This is a genomic window from Alishewanella tabrizica (genome assembly GCF_014652375.1).
GTDB classification, from domain to species: domain Bacteria; phylum Pseudomonadota; class Gammaproteobacteria; order Enterobacterales; family Alteromonadaceae; genus Alishewanella; species Alishewanella tabrizica.
This window is the reverse complement of sequence record NZ_BMYR01000009.1, coordinates 142,079-162,000: the sequence shown is the minus strand read 5'-3', so window position 1 is coordinate 162,000 and position 19,922 is coordinate 142,079. Positions and strand designations below refer to the sequence as shown.

At 48.6% G+C, this 19,922-nt stretch carries 10 protein-coding genes; 4 read left to right on the top strand and 6 right to left on the bottom strand.

Features of this window, described 5'->3' with window-relative positions:
- The first annotated feature begins 18 nt into the window (after positions 1 to 18).
- Both sbcD and IE070_RS11840 read left to right on the top strand, forming a co-directional pair.
- The gene (sbcD, locus tag IE070_RS11845) at positions 19 to 1,251 is read left to right on the top strand and encodes an exonuclease subunit SbcD (protein ID WP_189483405.1); all 1,233 of its coding nucleotides are present in this window, start codon (positions 19 to 21) and stop codon (positions 1,249 to 1,251) included.
- Positions 1,248 to 4,922 (top strand): AAA family ATPase, encoded by a 3,675-nt coding sequence (locus IE070_RS11840; RefSeq protein WP_189483404.1) that lies wholly within the window; start codon positions 1,248 to 1,250, stop codon positions 4,920 to 4,922. The genes sbcD and IE070_RS11840 overlap by 4 nt, the downstream gene beginning before the upstream one ends.
- Before the next feature lie 74 nt (positions 4,923 to 4,996).
- Here the strand turns inward: IE070_RS11840 and IE070_RS11835 are convergent, their stop codons facing one another.
- The 3 genes from IE070_RS11835 to IE070_RS11825 are packed head-to-tail and all read right to left on the bottom strand — an operon-like array spanning position 4,997 to position 12,301.
- Complete coding sequence (locus IE070_RS11835; protein WP_189483403.1) at positions 4,997 to 8,065, bottom strand: efflux RND transporter permease subunit; 3,069 nt, start codon at positions 8,063 to 8,065, stop codon at positions 4,997 to 4,999.
- Complete coding sequence (locus IE070_RS11830) at positions 8,062 to 11,136, bottom strand: multidrug efflux RND transporter permease subunit (protein ID WP_189483402.1); 3,075 nt, start codon at positions 11,134 to 11,136, stop codon at positions 8,062 to 8,064. Before IE070_RS11830 ends, IE070_RS11835 begins: the two co-directional genes overlap by 4 nt.
- A 10-nt stretch (positions 11,137 to 11,146) precedes the next feature.
- Positions 11,147 to 12,301, bottom strand: a complete 1,155-nt coding sequence (locus IE070_RS11825) for an efflux RND transporter periplasmic adaptor subunit (RefSeq protein WP_189483401.1) — start codon at positions 12,299 to 12,301, stop codon at positions 11,147 to 11,149.
- A gap of 271 nt (positions 12,302 to 12,572) precedes the next feature.
- On the opposite strand from IE070_RS11825, the gene IE070_RS11820 reads away from it, so the two are divergent.
- Complete coding sequence (locus IE070_RS11820; RefSeq protein WP_189483400.1) at positions 12,573 to 13,208, top strand: NAD(P)H-dependent oxidoreductase; 636 nt, start codon at positions 12,573 to 12,575, stop codon at positions 13,206 to 13,208.
- 86 nt (positions 13,209 to 13,294) lie between these two features.
- Here IE070_RS11820 and ssb read toward each other — a convergent pair whose 3' ends face one another.
- The 3 genes from ssb to IE070_RS11805 all read right to left on the bottom strand — a co-directional run bounded on the left by ssb (position 13,295) and on the right by IE070_RS11805 (position 16,793).
- Positions 13,295 to 13,894, bottom strand: a complete 600-nt coding sequence (ssb, locus tag IE070_RS11815) for a single-stranded DNA-binding protein (RefSeq protein ID WP_189483399.1) — start codon at positions 13,892 to 13,894, stop codon at positions 13,295 to 13,297.
- 21 nt (positions 13,895 to 13,915) lie between these two features.
- Positions 13,916 to 15,280: an MFS transporter gene (locus IE070_RS11810; protein ID WP_189483398.1), complete on the bottom strand. Its 1,365-nt coding sequence runs from the start codon at positions 15,278 to 15,280 to the stop codon at positions 13,916 to 13,918.
- 106 nt (positions 15,281 to 15,386) lie between these two features.
- Positions 15,387 to 16,793, bottom strand: a complete 1,407-nt coding sequence (locus tag IE070_RS11805; RefSeq protein ID WP_189483397.1) for a sugar porter family MFS transporter — start codon at positions 16,791 to 16,793, stop codon at positions 15,387 to 15,389.
- A 284-nt stretch (positions 16,794 to 17,077) separates the two neighbouring features.
- On the opposite strand from IE070_RS11805, the gene uvrA reads away from it, so the two are divergent.
- Positions 17,078 to 19,900 (top strand): excinuclease ABC subunit UvrA, encoded by a 2,823-nt coding sequence (uvrA, locus tag IE070_RS11800; protein ID WP_189483396.1) that lies wholly within the window; start codon positions 17,078 to 17,080, stop codon positions 19,898 to 19,900.
- Positions 19,901 to 19,922: the final 22 nt, after the last annotated feature.

Here is a 19,922-nt window from a genome sequence, read left to right as displayed (position 1 = left end):
GACTAATAGGATACCCTTTTGAAACTGCTGCATACCTCAGACTGGCATCTGGGCCAGAGTTTTTTTACCAAAACCCGCAAAGATGAGCATCAGGCTTTTATTGCTTGGCTATTAGAGCAAGTGCGAATTGAGCAGGTTGATCTGGTGATCATTGCGGGCGATATTTTTGATACTGGCACACCGCCAAGTTATGCGCGAGAGCTCTACAATCAGTTTGTGGTGGAGTTACAAAAAAGTCGGTGTAGTTTGCTGGTTCTGGGGGGGAATCATGATGCCGTGGCGGTGTTAAACGAATCCCGTCAATTACTGGCCTGTTTAAATACGTATGTGGTGGCCAGTACCGATCTACCGCCCTCAGACCAAGTTATACCAGTGCACAAGAAAGACGGCACTGTAGGTGCCATCGTCTGTGCTGTGCCGTTTATTCGTGCTAAAGACGTGTTACAAAGCACAGCAGGTGCTAGCGGGCTGGAAAAACGTCAAGCGCTAGGAGATGCGATTAAACAGCACTATCAACAGGTATACCAACTGGCTGTAGAAATGCGGCATCAGCAAGCATTAGATGTGCCTATAATTGCAACTGGTCATTTAACCGCGCTCGGCGTCAGTCAATCAGAAAGCGTGCGTGATATCTATATTGGTACCTTAGATGGCTTTGCCGCTGAAGGTTTTCCACCGGCTGATTATATTGCGCTAGGCCATATTCATCGACCACAGAAAGTCGCAAAAACAGCGCATATTCGCTATAGCGGCTCACCGATACCGCTGAGTTTTGATGAGCTGAATACTGAAAAACAAGTGGTTTTAGTTGAATTTGCTGGCCGCGAGTGTAAACAAATCACCCCTATTGCGGTGCCGTTATTTCAACCCATGCAAGTGCTGCGTGGTGACTTAGCGACACTTGCTAAGACCATCCCTGAGAGTGCTGCTGCGCACCCCGAGCAAAGCGTGTGGTTATGTTTAGAAGTAGCAAGCGAAGACTATCTCCCCGATTTGCAACAACGGGTACAACACCTCATAACAGGGTTAAATGTGGATGTTTTGCAATTACGCCGCTTACGTAATCCGCAACGACAAGCCTTAACCGCAGCACAACAAGAAACCCTCGCAGAACTGACGCCACAACAAGTGTTTGCTAAACGTTTGCAAATGGAAGATTTCAGTGATGAGATAGCACAAGCCAGACGTGATCGAATACAACAACACTTCAGCCAGTTGCTTGCAGCATTAGAGGTGGAGCGCACGCCATGAAAATACTCACGCTGCGCTTAAAAAACCTGAACTCGTTAAAAGGCGAATGGAAAATCGATTTTAGCCAAGCGCCCTTTGTTGAAAACGGGCTCTTTGCTATTACCGGACCCACCGGCGCCGGTAAAACCACGTTATTAGATGCAATCTGCCTGGCGCTATACCATCAAACCCCCCGTTTAGGCCCAATTTCGACGTCGGCGAATGAAATTATGACCCGAGGCTGCGCCGAATGTTTGGCCGAAGTGGAATTTGAGGTTAAAGGTACTGCTTATCGCGCGTTCTGGAGCATGCGTCGTGCCCGAGGTAATCCAGAAGGTAATTTGCAACAAGCCGACATCGAGCTATCGCTTGTGGCCAGTGGCAAGGTATTGGCCAATCAAGTGAGACAAAAAAGTGAAGAAATTGAACGTATTACCGGGCTAGACTTTGGCCGATTTACCAAATCGATGTTGTTGTCGCAAGGCGATTTTGCGGCGTTCTTAAATGCTAATGATGGTGAGCGCGCAGAATTACTTGAAGAACTTACCGGTACCGAAATCTATGGGCAACTGTCTAAACGGGTGCATGAGCAATTTACCGAGGCCAAGCAAAGCTTGCGAGAACTCAGTGCCAAAGCAGACGGCTTTCAGTTACTCAGTAGCGAGCAATTGGAGACGTTAGTCACAGAGCAAGCGGAATTGCTACAACAACAACATCGCTTACAGCAGCAGCTTAGCGAAGCACAAGCGCACAGCCAATGGTGGGAGAAACTCACCGCCGCGCAATTACACCAACAGGATGCAAGCAGCCAGCATAGCCATGCTCTGCAACAACAGGCGGCGGCAGCGGTAGATTTACAACGTTTAAGTCAAAGCGAACCCGCCGAACGACTGCGGATGCCATGGACGCTTTATCAAAATAGCCAGCACGATTTGGATCAGCGTAACACGGAACTAAGCCAACAACAGCAAGCCAAAAGGCTTGTCACTGCAGAACGTGAACAGAATGCCGAAGCGCTAAAACACGTGACCCACAATTTGGCAGAGGTTCGTCAGCATAATCATCAGTTAGATACACTGATCACCGAGCAAATATTACCCTTGGATCAGCAGCTAAAGCATGTGCAACAACGGCAAGCTGAACAACAGCAACATGTCGCGTTACTGCAACAACAGGCGTTAGCGCAGGCAGAACAACAGCAACAGTTTCAACGCGAGCATCAGGCATTACAGCAACAATTGGCCAGCGAACAGCGCTATCTTGAAGCGCATCAAGCCGATGCCAATGTGGCCACGCTGTTAACCGGCTGGTCTCAGCAATTGATGCAGCTTAATAAAGACCAACAGCACATTAGCACCCTACACCATGCACTGAGCCAGCTCGAACAACAGCGCACAGCACAAAAGTTACACTACCAGCAGCAAGCGGCGCATGCACAGCAACAGCAGGTAAAGGTGCAACAGGCACAACATCTCAGCGAGCAGCGACAACAGCAGTGGCAACAGTTAACGAGCCAACACGACGAGCAAACAATTGAGCAACATCTAAGTACCCTGAACCAGCACTGGCCACTATTCCATCAGGCGCAGGCACTGCAAGCGCAATATCAGCAACACCAGCTAGAGCAACAACAGTTAGAGAATACCGAGCAACAGCTGCAAGTACGCCAGCACCAGCTGAGCAGCCAACGTACTGCGTTAGCCGAGCAATATAAACGCGCCCAACAACAACTAAAAGATTTAACTCAGCTATTAAGCCAAGAAGAACAACTGGCGCATTTCCGCCAGCAATTACAGCCAGGTACCGCTTGCCCGCTGTGCGGGGCTATTGAGCATCCGTTATTAGCCGAGTCTGCGCTAGATGTTCCCGAAACACTGAAGCGCCAACAAGCGGCACAGGCCTTATTGGAACAAACCCATGAGCAAGGACAACAATGCCGTGAAGCATTGAACAGTTGTCAGCGGCAGTTAACTGAAAGCACAGCACGTTTACACCTCCTTGCACAACAACAAACCGAGGCACATTCACAATGGCAACACCTGCTGCCCACGCTCAATAGCACAGCAAGTATTGAGGATTTACCCGCTTTGGCGTTACTGCAAGAGCAGATGCAGCAACGTGCCGAAACGCTTAGTCATCAACAAAAAACGCTGCGCCAAGCCGAAAAACTGGCCCAACACGCGCAGCAGGAACGCGTCGCCGCAGAAAGAGAGCTGGACAAACTGCATAATGCCCTTACCTTATTGCAGCAACAACAGCAAAACAACCAACAACAACACGAACAGCTCAGCAGCCAATTACAGCAACAGCAAGAACACTGCCAGCAACTGCAACAGCAGTTATTAGCACAGATCCAGCAACAGGGTTATGCGCCACTCATTACTGAACTGGCTGAGTGGTTGGCACAAAAACAAGAAGATGTTACCCAGTACCAGTTACATCAACAGCAATGGCAGCAATTACAACAACAGCATATCGCCAAAGAGACGGAGCTGAAGGGCATTAACCATCATGTGCAGCACCTAGCCGAGCAATTAACGCTGCAGCAACAGCAATTAGCCATGCTTAACACGCAACTAAGTGAGTTAACACAACAGCGTTTACAGCTGTTCGGCAATCGTCAGGTGGCGGAAGCACGACAACAGGCGTTGGCGGCATTTAACGAAGCAGAGCAGCTATTCACCGCGCAGCAGCAACAGCAACAACAGTTACAGCAAAAAGACAGTGAACTCTCTGCCATTATTACGACGCTACAACAACAAGCAGAATCGTTAAGCCAAAGCACAGCTGCGCGACTACACGACTGGCAACAACAACTGATCGCCAGCCCATTTCAAGATGAAGCAGCGTTTAAGGCTGCGTTATTACCCGAGACAGAGCGAAGCCATTTGGCCACACTAAAGCAGCAGCTAGAGCAAGCAATACAGACTCGTCGCTCTTTGCTACAACAGGCCGAGCAGCAATTATCAGCCTTGCTTGAACTCCCCCAAGCGGCATCATGGCAGTTTATTAGTGCCGAACAGGTAATAGAAAAACTCACATTCATTCAAACCGAGCAAGCCCAGCTACATAGTCGGCTGGGGCAAATTACCCAGCAATTGCAACAGCAGCAACAAGAAAAGATACGCCAGCAAACACTGCTAGAACAGATCGCTATCCAGCAGCAACACTATGATGATCTTAGCTATTTGCATGCGCTTATTGGATCGGCCAGTGGCGACAAGTTTCGGCGTTTTGCGCAAGGCCTTACTCTAGACAACCTCGTCTATCTGGCCAATAAACAGCTAACGCGTTTACACGGCCGCTACTTATTAAAACGTAAAGAGGCAGACAGCCTAGCACTGAGTGTATTGGATACGTGGCAAGGTGATACCGAACGTGATACTAAAACCTTATCGGGCGGCGAAAGCTTTTTGGTGAGTTTAGCGTTGGCACTGGCATTGTCAGATCTCGTTAGCCATAAAACCAGCATCGACTCACTCTTTTTAGATGAAGGTTTTGGTACGCTGGATGCAGAAACCTTGGATATTGCCTTGGATGCATTGGATAACCTGAATGCCTCCGGCAAGATGATTGGCGTTATAAGCCATATTGAGGCCATGAAAGAGCGCATTCCCACCCAATTGCGCGTCACGAAAAAGAGTGGCTTGGGTGTCAGTCAATTAGATAGCCAATATCGGCTTGCACCTTAACTCGACTGAACCACTCTTAGAGCCCTACATAACGGTTAGTAAGTGATCTAAAACCACGGCCTACCATGCCAACGTTAAGGCATCTCGGCCGTATTTAGCTTGGGTTTAGCCAGAGTCGGCCGTAGTTTACTCACCAGTAAATAGACCGCTGGCGTGGTGTAAAGTGTTAATAGCTGGCTTACCAATAAGCCACCCACGATGGTAATACCCAAAGGCTGCCGTAACTCCGAGCCTTCGCCCACGCCCAGTAATAATGGCAATGCCCCCAGTAAAGCGGCAAAATTCGTCATTAAAATAGGTCTTAGTCGTTGCTGTGCGGCTAAGGCAACGGCGTCTTTAGCAGATAATCCCTGCTGGCGTTCCGCAGCCAGCGCAAAATCTACCAGTAAAATCGCGTTTTTCATCACAATACCAATTAACAAAAATAACCCAAGTAACGCAATTAAATTAAAATCGGTATTGGTTAAATACAAGGCTAACAATGCCCCTAAACTGGCACAGGGTAGTGTCGATAAAATGGTAATAGGTTGCAATAAACTCTCGTATAACACCCCTAGTAATAAATACACCGCGACAATAACAGCAATAATTAGCCAAGTTTGATCATTGCTGGCAAACATGGCGTTACGTTGATTTGCACCGCTGGTCGCCACTATCGCACTGGGTAGCATGATCTCGGCTAAAGCCCGATCAATCGCCATAGCAGCTTGCTCCATGGTAATGTCTGCCGCTAAACCATAACCTATATTTGCTGACGCAAACTGACCATCATGCTGCACCCGATCGTTCACTAAGCCATATTGATAACTTGCAATAGTCGCCAAGGGAACCTGCCTGCCATCGGCGGTAATAATTTGTAATTGCTGTAATACCTCTGGCTGCGCGGTATACCCTGGCAGCAACTCCATCACGATACGATATTGGTTTTGTTGATCATACAAGGTGGCCACTTGCCGCTGTGAAAAGGCATTGTTCAACATACTGGCTATCGTGCGCATATCTACCCCTAAGCGCTGTGCCGCCTCTCGATCTATGGTGAGCACAATCTGCTGAGCATCCTCGCCGCCGGGTGTATCAACGTCCACTAACTCAGGTAAATCTTGCAGCTTTTCGCCTACCACCTTGCTCCACTTCCGCAGCAAAGCCAGATCATCTGACAGTAACTGCACTTCATAATCACTGCGCCCAAACGGCGACGATAAGCGAATATCTTGGTCCACGTTCATAAATAAAATGCCGCCAGGGACTTTTGGTGCATTAGCCCGTAAGCGATCTACCACTTCTCGTGCAGACACCTTACGCTCGGCGAGCGGTTTTAAACGCACCCGCATCCACGAATTACTGACACCGCTGTTGCCGCCCGCTGAGCCCGTTACATCTGCCACGGCAGGATCTTGCAGCACATACTGACGAAAGGCTTCAATCTTCGGCTGCATCATTTGAAATGACGCGCCATCATCACCGCGTACAAACCCATTTAATTGGCCAGTATCCTGTTCAGGTAACAATCCCGAAGGCACCTTGCTATATAGCCAACCACTGGCAGCAAAAAGCAGTACCATGAGTAATAATAGCCACCGGTAATGCGTTAAACCCACGTCAATACTACGCCGATAACCTTGCTGTAATCGCCAAAAAAATCCCTGCTGCGTGTGTTTCCGTTCTGGTTTACGCAACATTAATGCCGACATACTGGGCGTTAAGGTCAGCGAAATGAGTAACGAAATAACCATGGCAGCCACCAGCGTAATCGAAAATTCGCGGAACAAACGCTCTACCAAACCGCCCATAAAAAGGATGGATAAGAAAATCACAATCAGTGCCAAATTCATCGCTAGTAGGGTAAACCCCACTTCGGCCACGCCTTGTCTTGCCGCCTGTAAAGGCGTTAAACCACGCTCTAAATGTCGACGAATATTTTCGACCACCACAATGGCATCGTCTACCACTAAGCCGGCGGCGACAATCAGTGCCATTACTGACAGGTTATTTAGCGAAAAACCAAACACGTACATTACGCTAAAGGCCCCAATTAACGATACCGGAATCGCCACACTGGGAATAAGCGCACTGCGTAAATTACCTAAAAAGGCCCACACCACCAACACCACCAAGATCACCGCCAAGGTTAAACTGATCTGGGCTTCGGCTAAGGTGGCTCGAATGACCGGGCTGCGATCCATCACCACAGCTAAATCAGCCCCCGCAGGCGTTAATGCCTGCAGCAGCGGTAATTGCGCATAAATAGCATCAATCGTTTCAACAATATTGGCCCCGGTGCGGCGGCTAATCATTAAAATCACCGCATCTTTATCGTTATGAAACCCCGAGCTATAGCGGTTTTCAGTAGAGTCTGTTACCAACGCCACATCGGCTAACCGAATGGGTGCGCCATTCACATATTTAATGATCAGATCTTGGTAATCAGCGGCTTGCCGTAACGTTTCACTCGTGGCGAGTTGCCAGCGATGCGTCTCGGTTTCTAATACGCCTAATGGTACAGAGGCATTAATACTACTAATCGCGGCGCGCACCTCATCCAGCGCCACGCCATAATTGGCTAGCATACCCGGATTAAGTTGGATCCTTACGGCAGGCAGCGACGAGCCCGTGACTTCTACCTCGCCCACCCCAGTGATTTGTGCCAGTTTTTGCGCCAGTACCGTAGAAGCGTTGTCGTACAGTAAACTGCCAGCAAGGTGCTCTGAACTTAACGCCAAAGCCATGATAGGGGCTTGTGATGGATTAAATTTGCGATAGACCGGATTTCCCGGCATGCCAGAGGGTAATTGCCCTCGAGCCGCATTAATAGCGGCCTGTACCTCACGCGCCGCATCATCGACATTACGATCTAACTCAAACTCTAAGCGAACTTGCGTAGAACCCTGACTGCTAGACGAGCTGATGCGGCGAATACCTGAAATGCTGCCCAGCGCCCGTTCCAGCGGAGTCGCTACCGTTGCTGCCATGCTCTCAGGACTGGCACCCGGTAAACTGGCTGTGACCACAATCATCGGGAAATCAATCGCAGGTAACGGCGATACCGGTAGCAAGCGCCAGCTTAATAAACCTAGCAATAAAATTGCGGTAGCAATTAGACCACTGGCCACCGGCCGCTGAATAAAAGGCTGGGCTAAGTTCATACTGCGTTTGCCTCTGTCGTGGCGGCTTGCGGTTTTTTAACCAATTTATCAAACCATAAATACACGACCGGTGTGGTAAACAAGGTTAACACTTGGCTGACCAATAAGCCGCCAACCATAACCAAACCAAGCGGTTGGCGTAATTCAGCGCCAGAGCCGGTAGACAGCATCAGCGGAATAGCGCCAAACAATGCCGCTAAGGTAGTCATTAAGATTGGTCTAAAGCGCATTAAGGCTGCTTGATAAATAGCCTCTGCCGGCGTCATACCGCGATTGCGCTGAGCATCTAAGGCAAAATCGACCATCATAATGCCGTTTTTCTTCACGAGGCCTATCAACAGCACGATACCAATGACGGCAATTAAATCGAGCGGTTGATTGGTGATTAACAACGCTAACAAGGCCCCCACGGTCGCTGAGGGTAAGGTTGATAAAATAGTGACCGGATGGATTAAGCTCTCATACAAAATCCCTAGCACAATATACATCGTTAATACTGCGGCAAAAATTAGCCATAACGTATTACTTAACGATGCCCGAAACGCTTCGGCCGCGCCCTGGAAGGTGAGCTCTACTTCTGGCGGCAATTGTAATTGCTGTTGCACTTGCTCAATCGAGGCTACGGCTTCGCCTAACGAATAGCCTTCGGCCAAGTTAAACGATAAGGTGACTGCCGGAAATTGCCCCTGCTGATTAATCAGCAATCGTGTGGGCCGCTGACTTACCGTTGCCACGGCAGATAACGGCACCGTCGCCCCGCTGCTGCTGGTTAAATACAGTTTATCCAAAGCATCAATACCTTGCACTTGGTCAGGATCAACTTCTAACACCACACGATACTGATTTGATTGTGTAAACAAGGTAGAAATTTGTCGCTGGCTATATGCACTTTGCAATACTGAGCTAATTTGTGACACACTCAAACCCAAGCGAGCGGCCGCATTGCGATCAATATCAATATAGGCTTGCAAACCTTGTTGCTGTAAATCATGCGCCACTTCAGACAAAGCGGGTTGCTCCGCTAACGCCGCCACCAACTCTGGCAACCACTGCCCTAAAACCTCGTAGTCGGGCGTGCTTAATGTAAACTGATACTGGGTACGGCTTATCCTGTCCTCAATACTGAGTTCCTGCACCGGTTGAAACCAGCCTTTAATCCCCGGTACGCTACTCACCTGCTGTTCTAACTCACGGATGATCTCAACCGCCGTTTGACTGCGCGCATTGTGCGCGTTCAGATTAATCAGAATGCGACCGCTATTAATACTGCTATTACTGCCATCAACACCAATAAAAGACGATAAGCTGGCTACCTCAGGATGTTCCAGTAACCGTGATGCTAACTGTTGTTGCCGTTCGGCCATTGCCTGAAAGGATATATCTTGCGGTGCTTCAGTGATCACCTGAATCACTCCGCTATCTTGTACCGGGAAAAAGCCTTTTGGTACCGCCAAATATAATGCGGCAGTCAACACAATTGTACCCAACATAGTGGCCATCGCGAGCGATTGATGACGCAATACCCATTGCAACATCAGGCCATAGCGCGTAATGATCCGATGCATCAGATCATCTGGATTATCATGTGCTGGCATCGCCGTTAACAAACGCGCGCACATCATCGGCGTTAATGTCAGCGAGACCACCAACGAGATCGAAATCGCTACGGCCAGCGTGACCGCAAATTCATAGAATAGCCGCCCCACTACATCCGCCATAAATAACAGCGGGATCAGCACGGCAATGAGTGACACCGTTAAAGAAATCAGCGTAAAACCAATCTCTTTTGCACCTTTTAAAGCCGCCTCTAAAGGCGATGCACCTTGCTCCCGATGCCGAGCAATATTTTCCAGCATAACAATAGCATCGTCTACCACAAACCCTGTGGCAATGGTAAGAGCCATTAACGTCAGGTTATTGACCGAGAAATCTAGCCAGAGCATCACCGCAAAAGTGCCTACCAGTGACAAAGGCACCGCTAAGCTTGGAATGATGGTTGCGGGTATGGTTTTTAAAAAAACAAAGGTCACTAAAATAACCAAGCACACGGCAAATACCAGCTCTTTTTGAACATCACGCACCGAGGCCCGAATGCTATTAGTGCGATCAGTGAGCACCACCACATCAATGGCCGCGGGCATCGTCGCGGTGAGTTGCGGCATTAAAGCACGCACCCGATCCGCGACTTCTATGACATTGGCACCCGGCTGGCGTTGTATATTCAGTAACACGGCCGGCTGCTGATTAGCCCAAGCCGCTAAAAAACGATCTTCAGCACCTTGCTCTATCCGCGCCACATCACGCAATCTCACCGGGGCGTTATCACGCCAAGCAATAATTAATTCTTGGTACTCTGCTACATCCCGAATTTGATCATTGGCATCCAACATCGTTGAGCGAAAAGGCCCATCAAAACTGCCTTTAGGTTGATTAGTATTTGCCGCGGCAATGGCAGCTCGCAAATTCTCCAAACTTAAATTCATATTGGCCAGCGCACCCGGATTCGCTTTTACTCGAATCGCAGGGCGCTGCCCGCCCGCTAAACTCACCATACCCACACCAGGAAGCTGCGCCAGCTTTTGTGCCATACGCGTGTCCACCAAATCATACACTTGCGGCAGTCGCAATGTGTCAGACGTAATAGCGAGGGTGAGAATGGGGGCATCTGCTGGATTGACCTTGCGGTAAATCGGCGGCGTGGGCATATCTGCTGGTAATAATGACGATGCGGTATTAATCGCAGCTTGCACCTCTTGCTCGGCAACGCCCATATCGACAACTAAAGCAAATTGCAAGGTGATCACTGAGGCGCCGGCAGAGCTGTTTGAGGTCATTTGCTTTAAACCAGGGATTTGGCCTAAGCGTCGCTCTAAAGGCGCAGTCACCGTTCGCGCCATAATATCTGGGCTGGCGCCTGGGTTAAAACTAAATACCTGAATAATAGGATAATCAACCTGCGGTAACGCGGCTACCGGCAATTGCCGCCAACTCAAAATCCCGGCAATCAACAGTGCCAACATCAGTAATGAGGTGGCAACTGGCCTTAAAATAAAAGGTTGGGATAAATTCATTACCCGCTCCTTAATTAACCGTCGCCGGTATATCAGCAATCACTTCAACCGCGCGGCCAGGTCTTAAACGATCTAAGCCCTCAAGCACAACCTGAGTACCGGGTTCCAGCCCAGATTCAACCGCTACTAAACCGTTATCTACTGCCCCGAGTTGTACTTGGCGTATCTGGGCTTTGTTCTCTTCGATAATATACACATAGGTGCCGGCGGAACCATATTGCACCGCATCTTGCGGGATCGTCACGGCGCCCTCTTGTACAGCAACATTTAGCCGCACATTAACAAACTGGTTGGGGAATAATTCTTCTTGTTCGTTGGCAAACTCGGCCTTTAGGCGCAGGGTGCCCGTAGCCGCATCAATTTGGTTATCTAGGGTAGTCAATGCCCCAGTGCTCAGTAATTGACGCTCTGCCCGATCCCAGGCTTCTACCGTTAACGCTGTACCGCTACGAAACGCGCTGCGCACTTGTTGTAACTGACTTTCCGGAATAGCAAACACTACGGTGATAGGCGAACTTTGCGTAATGGTCACTAAACCCTCGGCATTATTCGCTTGAATAAGGTTACCGGCATCCACCCGGCGCAAACCTAAACGGCCGCTAATTGGCGCGTGGATTTTCGTGTAAGACAATTGCAACTTTGCGGCATCAAGCTGTGCTTGGTTACTTTTTAGCGTGCCTTTAAGTTGCTCAACTAACGCCACTTGGTTGTTATATTGCTGAGCAGAAATAGAACTTTGCTCACGCAGTTTGGCATAAAGGGCTAAATCGGCTTCGGCATTTTTTAGCTGCGCTAAGTTCTGCTCAAGCTGACCTTGAGCTTGCCCCAACTGCACTTGGTAATCCGCGGTATCAACTTCTGCCAACAACTGGCCCTGCGTTACTTTATCGCCTTCATTAAAATGCAAGGTTTGCAGCGGGCCAGATACCCGGCTTTGTACCACCACGGTATTTAACGGTGTTACAGTACCAATGGCTTTTACTTGTACGCGTAAATCGCTGGGTACCGCTGCCACAACACGGACTGGCACAGGCATGGCCCACGGGCTCATTTGCCGCTGAGCCGCTGCCGCAGGGGCACTTGTTTTAGGCCACAGCCAGTAGGCACTCCCGCCGACAACTGCAACCACTACCGCCGCTAACAATGCTTTTTTCTGCCATGCCATGTTCTGAGATCCTATTACCCTGCTACTAAATTGGCGCCAACTATAATGCGCTGCCCTGAATCGCTCAATGCTCGTTACGTCAAGATTTGGTAAAGATGGCAACGCTTTCGATAAAGCGCGGTATTACAGCGGCAAACCGCGCAGGCGGGTAGCGTTTATACCTGCTATCGCTGACCCGCTTAACAATAAAACAGATTAATTGTGCGTTACCCTTGAAAGTCACACTGGTCGAACCAACCATGATAACACTTGCCACACTAAGGAACACATGATGTCTAAAACACTAGAATTATTGAATTGGCGCTATGCCGCGAAAAAGATGCAAGCGGGCGCTGCGGTGCCTGCCGACAAGCTAGAGGTTATTTTAGAAGCCATTCGGTTAAGTGCGAGCTCAAGCGGTTTACAACCTTATCAGGTGTTGATCATAACGGACCCGGTGATTAAACAACAGATCCGCGAAGTTGCGTGGAATCAATCACAAGTTACTGATTGTTCCCACTTACTGGTCTTTGCTGCTTGGGATAACTACACCACCGAGCGCATCAATATGATGTTCGACTTAGTAAACACGCAACGCGGCTTTAAAAATGAAGGCTGGGAAGCGTATCGTCAAAAACTGCTGGCGTATTATCCACAACGCCCGGCCGAGCAAAATTTTGAACATGCTGCGCGTCAAGCCTATATTGGTTTAGGCTCTGCATTAATTGCCGCAGCCGAACAACAGGTAGATACCACGCCGATGGAAGGCTTTGAACCTGAACACGTCGATAAAATTTTAAACTTGGCAGAACTGGGATTAAAATCTGTTCTATTACTGCCGCTAGGCTATCGCGAAGCTGAGGGTGATTGGCTAGTTAACTTGAAAAAAGTACGTCGCGAACAAGCCGATTTTATTATCAAACGCTAACAAGGCATTATGACTTGGCAGCGTGTTACGCGGCTTAAACGAAAAACCTCGCTAAAAAGCGAGGTTTTTTTATATAAAGTGTTAGATCAGAAAGGAATATCGTCATCAAAGTCGATTGGCGGCTCCATAGGTGGCCGTTGCTGCGACTGCGCCGGTTGCTGATACCCCCCCTGCGGTTGAGCGGGCTTTTGATAGCCGCCCTGTGCGGGTTGTTGATAATTTTGCTGTGGCGCTTGTTGATAAGCGGGGGCATTTTGTTGTGGTGCATTTTGCTGAGGTGCGCGAGGTTGATAACCGCCTTGCTGACCACCGCCCATGCCGCCGCCCATACCACCTTGTTGACCTTCACCACGGCCATCCAACATTTGCAGCTCATTGGCGACAATTTCCGTGGTATAACGTTCAACGCCGTCTTTATCGGTCCATTTGCGGGTTTTTAATTTACCCTCAATATACACTTTAGACCCTTTACGTAAATACTCGCCAGCAATTTCGGCTAAACGCTGATAAATCACAATGCGGTGCCACTCGGTTTGCTCTTTCCGCTCGTTTGTCGCTTTATCCGTCCAGCTCTCTGAGGTCGCTATGGTCATATTGGCCACAGCACCGCCTTGCGGCATATAACGCACTTCTGGATCGGCACCCAGATTACCAATTAAGATGACTTTATTAATTCCACGCGCCATGCGTATCTCTCCTAAAAAATATTACTGGCTGCTACTCGCAACCAAAGACTGAGCCTGCGCTAATTCAAACTGCTGCGCGCTAACTTTTAAATAGCAACGTTGTTCGGTCAGCAATATGGTGACCTCTTGTACCCCCGACAACGCCGCTAACTTAGCGGCCAACAAGCCAGCTTGTTGCTCGGTAGTTACCGAAACAGGTAAAGACAAGCGCTGTGCCCGAGCAGGCAGTTGCATGGTACTGGCAATTACCAACCATACTAAACCAATTACTGCCAACACAGCAAATATCGCGCTGAAACCAAAATGCTGCGCCACAGTGCCGCCAATTAGACCGCCTAAAAAGGCACCAAAAAACTGGCTACTCGAATAAATCCCCATGGCACTACCACGCTGTCCAGCAGGTGCCACCCGCGAAACGATGGCGGGTAAGCTCGCCTCTAAAAAATTAAAGCCGATAAAAAATACTAATAATGCCAGTACAAAGCCCCACAACGCCGTCGCCTGCCAACAAATTAACATTGCCGCAACTAATAATAGAACATTAATTAAAAAATAGCGCTTTTCTTGCTGACGCCGCATCGCAATAATCATCATCGGCACCATAAACAAAAATGAGCCTAGCAACACGGGTAAATACACCTGCCAATGTTGTTCGGCAGCCAAGTGTTGTTGATTCAACAATGCTGGCAAGGCAACAAACATCGCCGTTAGCATTAGGTGTAGTACTAATACACCAAAATCTAACCGTAACAATTGACCATGCTTAATCATAGCGGCTAAGCTTTGTGGCAAGGCTAACGTTTCTGCCGTTGGCGCTTTACTAACACTTTTAGGGACTATAAACGCCACAATTAACATGGCGCACCCTGCTAACACGGCGGTAAACCAAAATACGCCACTTAAGCCGGCCCATCGGGCTAATAATGGCCCTAACACCATCGCAAGCGCAAAGGATAGTCCGATACTGGCACCAATGATCGCCATCACTTTTGGCCGCTGCTCTTCACGCGTTAAATCTGCCGCAAGCGCCAACACCGCCCCAGCAATAGCACCCGCACCTTGTAATATCCGTCCAACAGTGACCATATAAACGCTATCGGCTAATGCAGCCACTACCGAGCCTAGTACAAAGAGCAACAACCCCAATAGCATCACTTTATGCCGGCCAATTTTATCCGATAGCCAACCAAAAGGAATTTGTAATATCGCTTGGGTTAGCCCATACGCGCCAATAGCCAAGCCAATCCATAAGGGCGAAAAACCCACCAGTTGTTCACCATAAAGGGCAAAAACAGGCAATAGCATAAACAGCCCTAGCATTCGGGTAGAAAATACCAATGCCAGTGCAATAGCGGCGCGTTTTTCCAGAGAATTCAATTGATGCATTGTGACAACTAACAGCAAGGGATCCGATTAAACAAGGGAGGCAGTTTAGCATAAAAAAGCCAGCATAGCGGCAATACCGCTGCTGGCGTTTATTGGATCAATGAAATTATTGCTGTTCGCGCGAAATTTGCTCTAAGGTTAAACCACGCGTTTCTGTCAGCATTTTTTTCACCAGTAAAAACGCTAACACACCAAAGGCTGCGTATATCCCGTAGGCGGCTCCCAAACCCACGCCGGCGAGCAACACAGGGAAGCTCATACTGATGGTAAAATTAGATAACCAATGCAGAATGCCACATAATCCCAAGGCGGCACCGCGCAATTGATTTGGGAACATTTCCCCCAGCATTACCCAAACAATTGGCCCCCAGGTTGTGGCAAAAAAGGCGATATAAAGATTAGCCGCCAATAAGGCAACAATCCCCATCTGCCCTGCTAATTGTAGCTGACCCGCGTCGGTCACATCGGCGGTACTAAAAATGATTGCCAAAGCAGCCAGCATCACAGCTTGCCCTAACGCACCTACCAGCAACAATTTTTTACGCCCAATCTTATCTACCAAGGCAATGGCTAAAAAGGTAAAACTAATATTTACCGCACCACTAATCACATTAACGGCCAAGGCATCGTTCTCAGTAAACCCTGCGGCTTGCCATAAGGTTGCACCATAGTAAAACACCACGTTAATACCAGTAAATTGCTGCAATACTGCCAACATAATACCGGCCCAAATTATGGGATGTAACTTACTCGTATGCTGATTGATTACATCACGTAAAGACGGCTTGTGTTCACTTGATAACGTAGATTGAATATCCTGTACTTTGGCTTGTGCATTGTCATGTGGTGCCAGCGACGCCAATACGGCTGCGGCCTGTGGCAATTTTCCGGCAGCGACTAAATAGCGTGGTGATTCGGGGACGAACAACAAGCAAAGAAAAAACAATGCTGCAGGCAGAATTTCAATCCAAAACATCCATTGCCACGCACTAAAGCCCCACCAGAACTCAGCCGCTGCGCTACCAGCATGTTGTACAATGTTGTAGTTACTTAAAAACGCAGCAAATAATCCCAAAACAATCATCAGTTGTTGCAACGAAATAAGTCGACCACGAATAGCTGCTGGGGCAATTTCGCTGATATACGCAGGGACTAACACGCTTGCAGCGCCCACCGCCAAGCCCCCCAAAATACGGTATAACACAAAAGCCTCTGAGCTTGTGGCGATACCAGAGCCCCATGCACTTAACATAAACAAAATAGCCGTAACCAATAATACCGGTCGCCGACCAAACCGATCGGCCAAGGTGCCCGCGAAAAATGCCCCTACGGCACATCCCAGGGCCATGGAGGCAACATTAAAGCCAGTCCCTACCGCAGTGGATTGAAACGCTTGTTGCAGTGCGTCGACCGTGCCATTAATCACCCCGCTATCAAAGCCGAATAAAAAGCCACCTAAAGCAGCTGCAAAAGAAAGTAAAATAACCTTAGTAGAGCTCGCTGACGTCGTCATACGGTGTACCTGTTATTAAAAAGTTATCGACTGTAGCAGATATTTATACATGCATACAATATTGTGCCAGCGAGAAAGCCAAAGGTGCTTATGGGGCGTATTTGCTCACGGAAATAGGCGCGACAACCCTATTCACACGCCATATTCTAGACTCACTATTGACGCCATCAGCATAAATCGTGACCGTTGAATCGCCGATATCCTTGCCTGATACTGGCTATTACCTACATAAGCAGTGTATATTTGTACAGCATACATCTAGCGTAAAGCGACCGGAAGCCGTTATGGACAAAATTGATATTCGGGGTGCCCGCACCCACAACTTAAAAAATATTTCACTGCAAATCCCACGCGATAAACTTGTGGTGATTACGGGGCTATCCGGTTCGGGCAAGTCATCTTTAGCCTTTGATACGCTTTATGCTGAAGGGCAACGCCGTTATGTAGAATCGCTGTCGGCCTACGCGCGGCAATTCTTAAGTTTAATGGAAAAGCCCGATGTCGATCATATTGAAGGTTTATCCCCAGCCATTTCAATTGAGCAAAAATCGACCTCACATAATCCGCGCTCTACAGTAGGCACTATTACCGAAATTTATGATTATCTGCGTCTATTGTTTGCGCGCGTAGGTGAGCCGCGTTGCCCAGAACATGATTTACCCCTCGCAGCACAAACGATCAGCGAAATGGTTGATAAAGCGACGGCCTTCCCAGAAGGGACCAAACTGATGGTATTAGCGCCCGTCGTACAAGAGCGCAAAGGCGAACATTTAAAAACATTAGAGGGGCTCGTTGCACAAGGCTATGTTCGCGCGCGCATCGACGGCGAAATATGGGATTTATCTGATCCTCCAAAACTGGATTTACAGAAAAAGCACACCATTGAAGTCGTCGTAGATCGTATTAAAGTACGAGACGATATTAAACTGCGCCTTGCAGAATCGTTTGAAACGGCCCTGCAGCTCTCAGGTGGTGTAGCGCGAGTGGCTTTAATGGACGAACCCGAGGCAGAAGAATTGGTTTTTTCAGCCAATTACGCTTGCCCCACTTGCGGGTATTCTATGGCAGAGCTAGAGCCACGGCTCTTCTCTTTTAACAATCCGGCGGGCGCTTGTCCTAGCTGTGATGGCCTTGGCGTAAAACAATTTTTTGATCCCAAAAAAGTGATCGTGAGTGATGAGCTGAGCTTGGCGGGTGGCGCTATTCGCGGTTGGGATAAACGTAACTTTTATTACTTTCAAATGCTTAAGGCCTTATCGGAGCATTATGGCTTTGCCTTAGACGTTCCTTACAATACCCTCAGTAAAAAACATCAAGAGGCTATTTTGTATGGTAGTGGTACTAAGGTTATTGATTTTAAGTACTTAAATGATCGTGGCGATATCGTCCAACGCAGCCATCCGTTTGAAGGCATTGTGCCGAATATGGATCGTCGCTATCGCGAAACAGAATCTAATGCGGTGCGGGAAGAACTGAGTAAATACCTCGCCAGCCAACCCTGTCCAAGTTGTCATGGCACTCGGCTGCGTACCGAAGCACGGCATGTTTTTATTGGCAAAACCACGTTACCGCAAGTGGTTGAATTAGCCATTGGTGATTGCTTAGTCTTCTTTCAACAACTTCACCTTACCGGTCAACGCGCTAAAATAGCCGAAAAAGTACTGAAAGAAATTCAGGATCGATTACAGTTTTTAGTTAATGTGGGGCTGAATTACCTTAACTTATCGCGCAGTGCTGAAACCCTTTCTGGCGGTGAAGCACAGCGTATTCGGCTAGCCAGCCAAATTGGCGCAGGTTTAGTGGGCGTTATGTATGTGCTGGACGAACCGTCGATTGGTCTGCATCAGCGCGATAATGATCGGCTACTCGGCACACTTACCCATTTACGCGATTTGGGCAACACCGTCATCGTGGTAGAACATGATGAAGACGCTGTGCGCATGGCCGATCATATTATCGATATTGGCCCCGGCGCAGGCGTGCATGGCGGCCATATTGTGGCACAAGGTAGCCTGCAGCAAATTATGGCCGAGCCAGAATCACTCACCGGCCAGTATATGTCCGGAACCCGCAAAATTGCAGTGCCAGCCAACCGCACGCCGCTGACCGATAAATGGTTAGAAGTAGTAGGGGCGACCGGTAATAACCTGAAAAATGTTGATATGGCCATCCCTTTTGGTGTGATGACCTGTATTACCGGCGTGTCCGGCTCAGGTAAATCCACTTTAATTAACGACACGCTATTCCGCGTGGCGCATCGGGTGCTGAATAAAGGCGAAGGTAGCGATCCCGCTCCCCACAAAGCCATTAAAGGATTAGAGCACTTTGATAAAGTAATCGACATCGATCAAAGCCCGATTGGCCGCACGCCTCGCTCCAATGCCGCTACCTATACGGGTATTTTTACCGCCGTACGGGAAATGTTTGCCGGAACGCAAGAAGCGCGCTCACGCGGCTACCAAGTGGGTCGCTTTAGTTTTAACGTCAAAGGCGGCCGCTGCGAAGCCTGTCAGGGTGATGGCGTCATTAAAGTAGAAATGCACTTTTTACCTGATGTTTATGTGCCTTGTGATGTCTGTAAAGGTAAACGCTACAATCGTGAAACCTTAGAAATTAAATACAAGGGCAAAAATATTCATCAAGTGTTGGATATGACTGTTGAAGACGCTTTAAGCTTTTTCGAGGCGATTCCTGCCATTAAACGCAAAGTACAAACACTTATGGACGTGGGGTTGAGCTATATTAAGTTAGGGCAATCCGCTACCACCTTGTCTGGCGGCGAAGCACAGCGCGTAAAACTGGCACGCGAGCTTAGTAAACGCGATACGGGCAAAACCCTTTACATCCTAGACGAACCGACAACAGGGCTGCACTTTTACGATATTCAACAACTGCTTAATGTACTGCATAAATTACGCGATGCGGGCAACACGATTGTGGTGATTGAGCATAATTTGGATGTGGTCAAAACGGCTGACTGGGTGATCGATCTTGGCCCAGAAGGCGGCAGTGGCGGCGGTGAAATCTTAGTAGCAGGCACACCTGAGCACGTTGCAGCATGTGAAAAATCCTATACCGGCAAGTACTTAAAGCCGATGTTGGGTTAAACCCATTGTAGCCTAGGCGTGA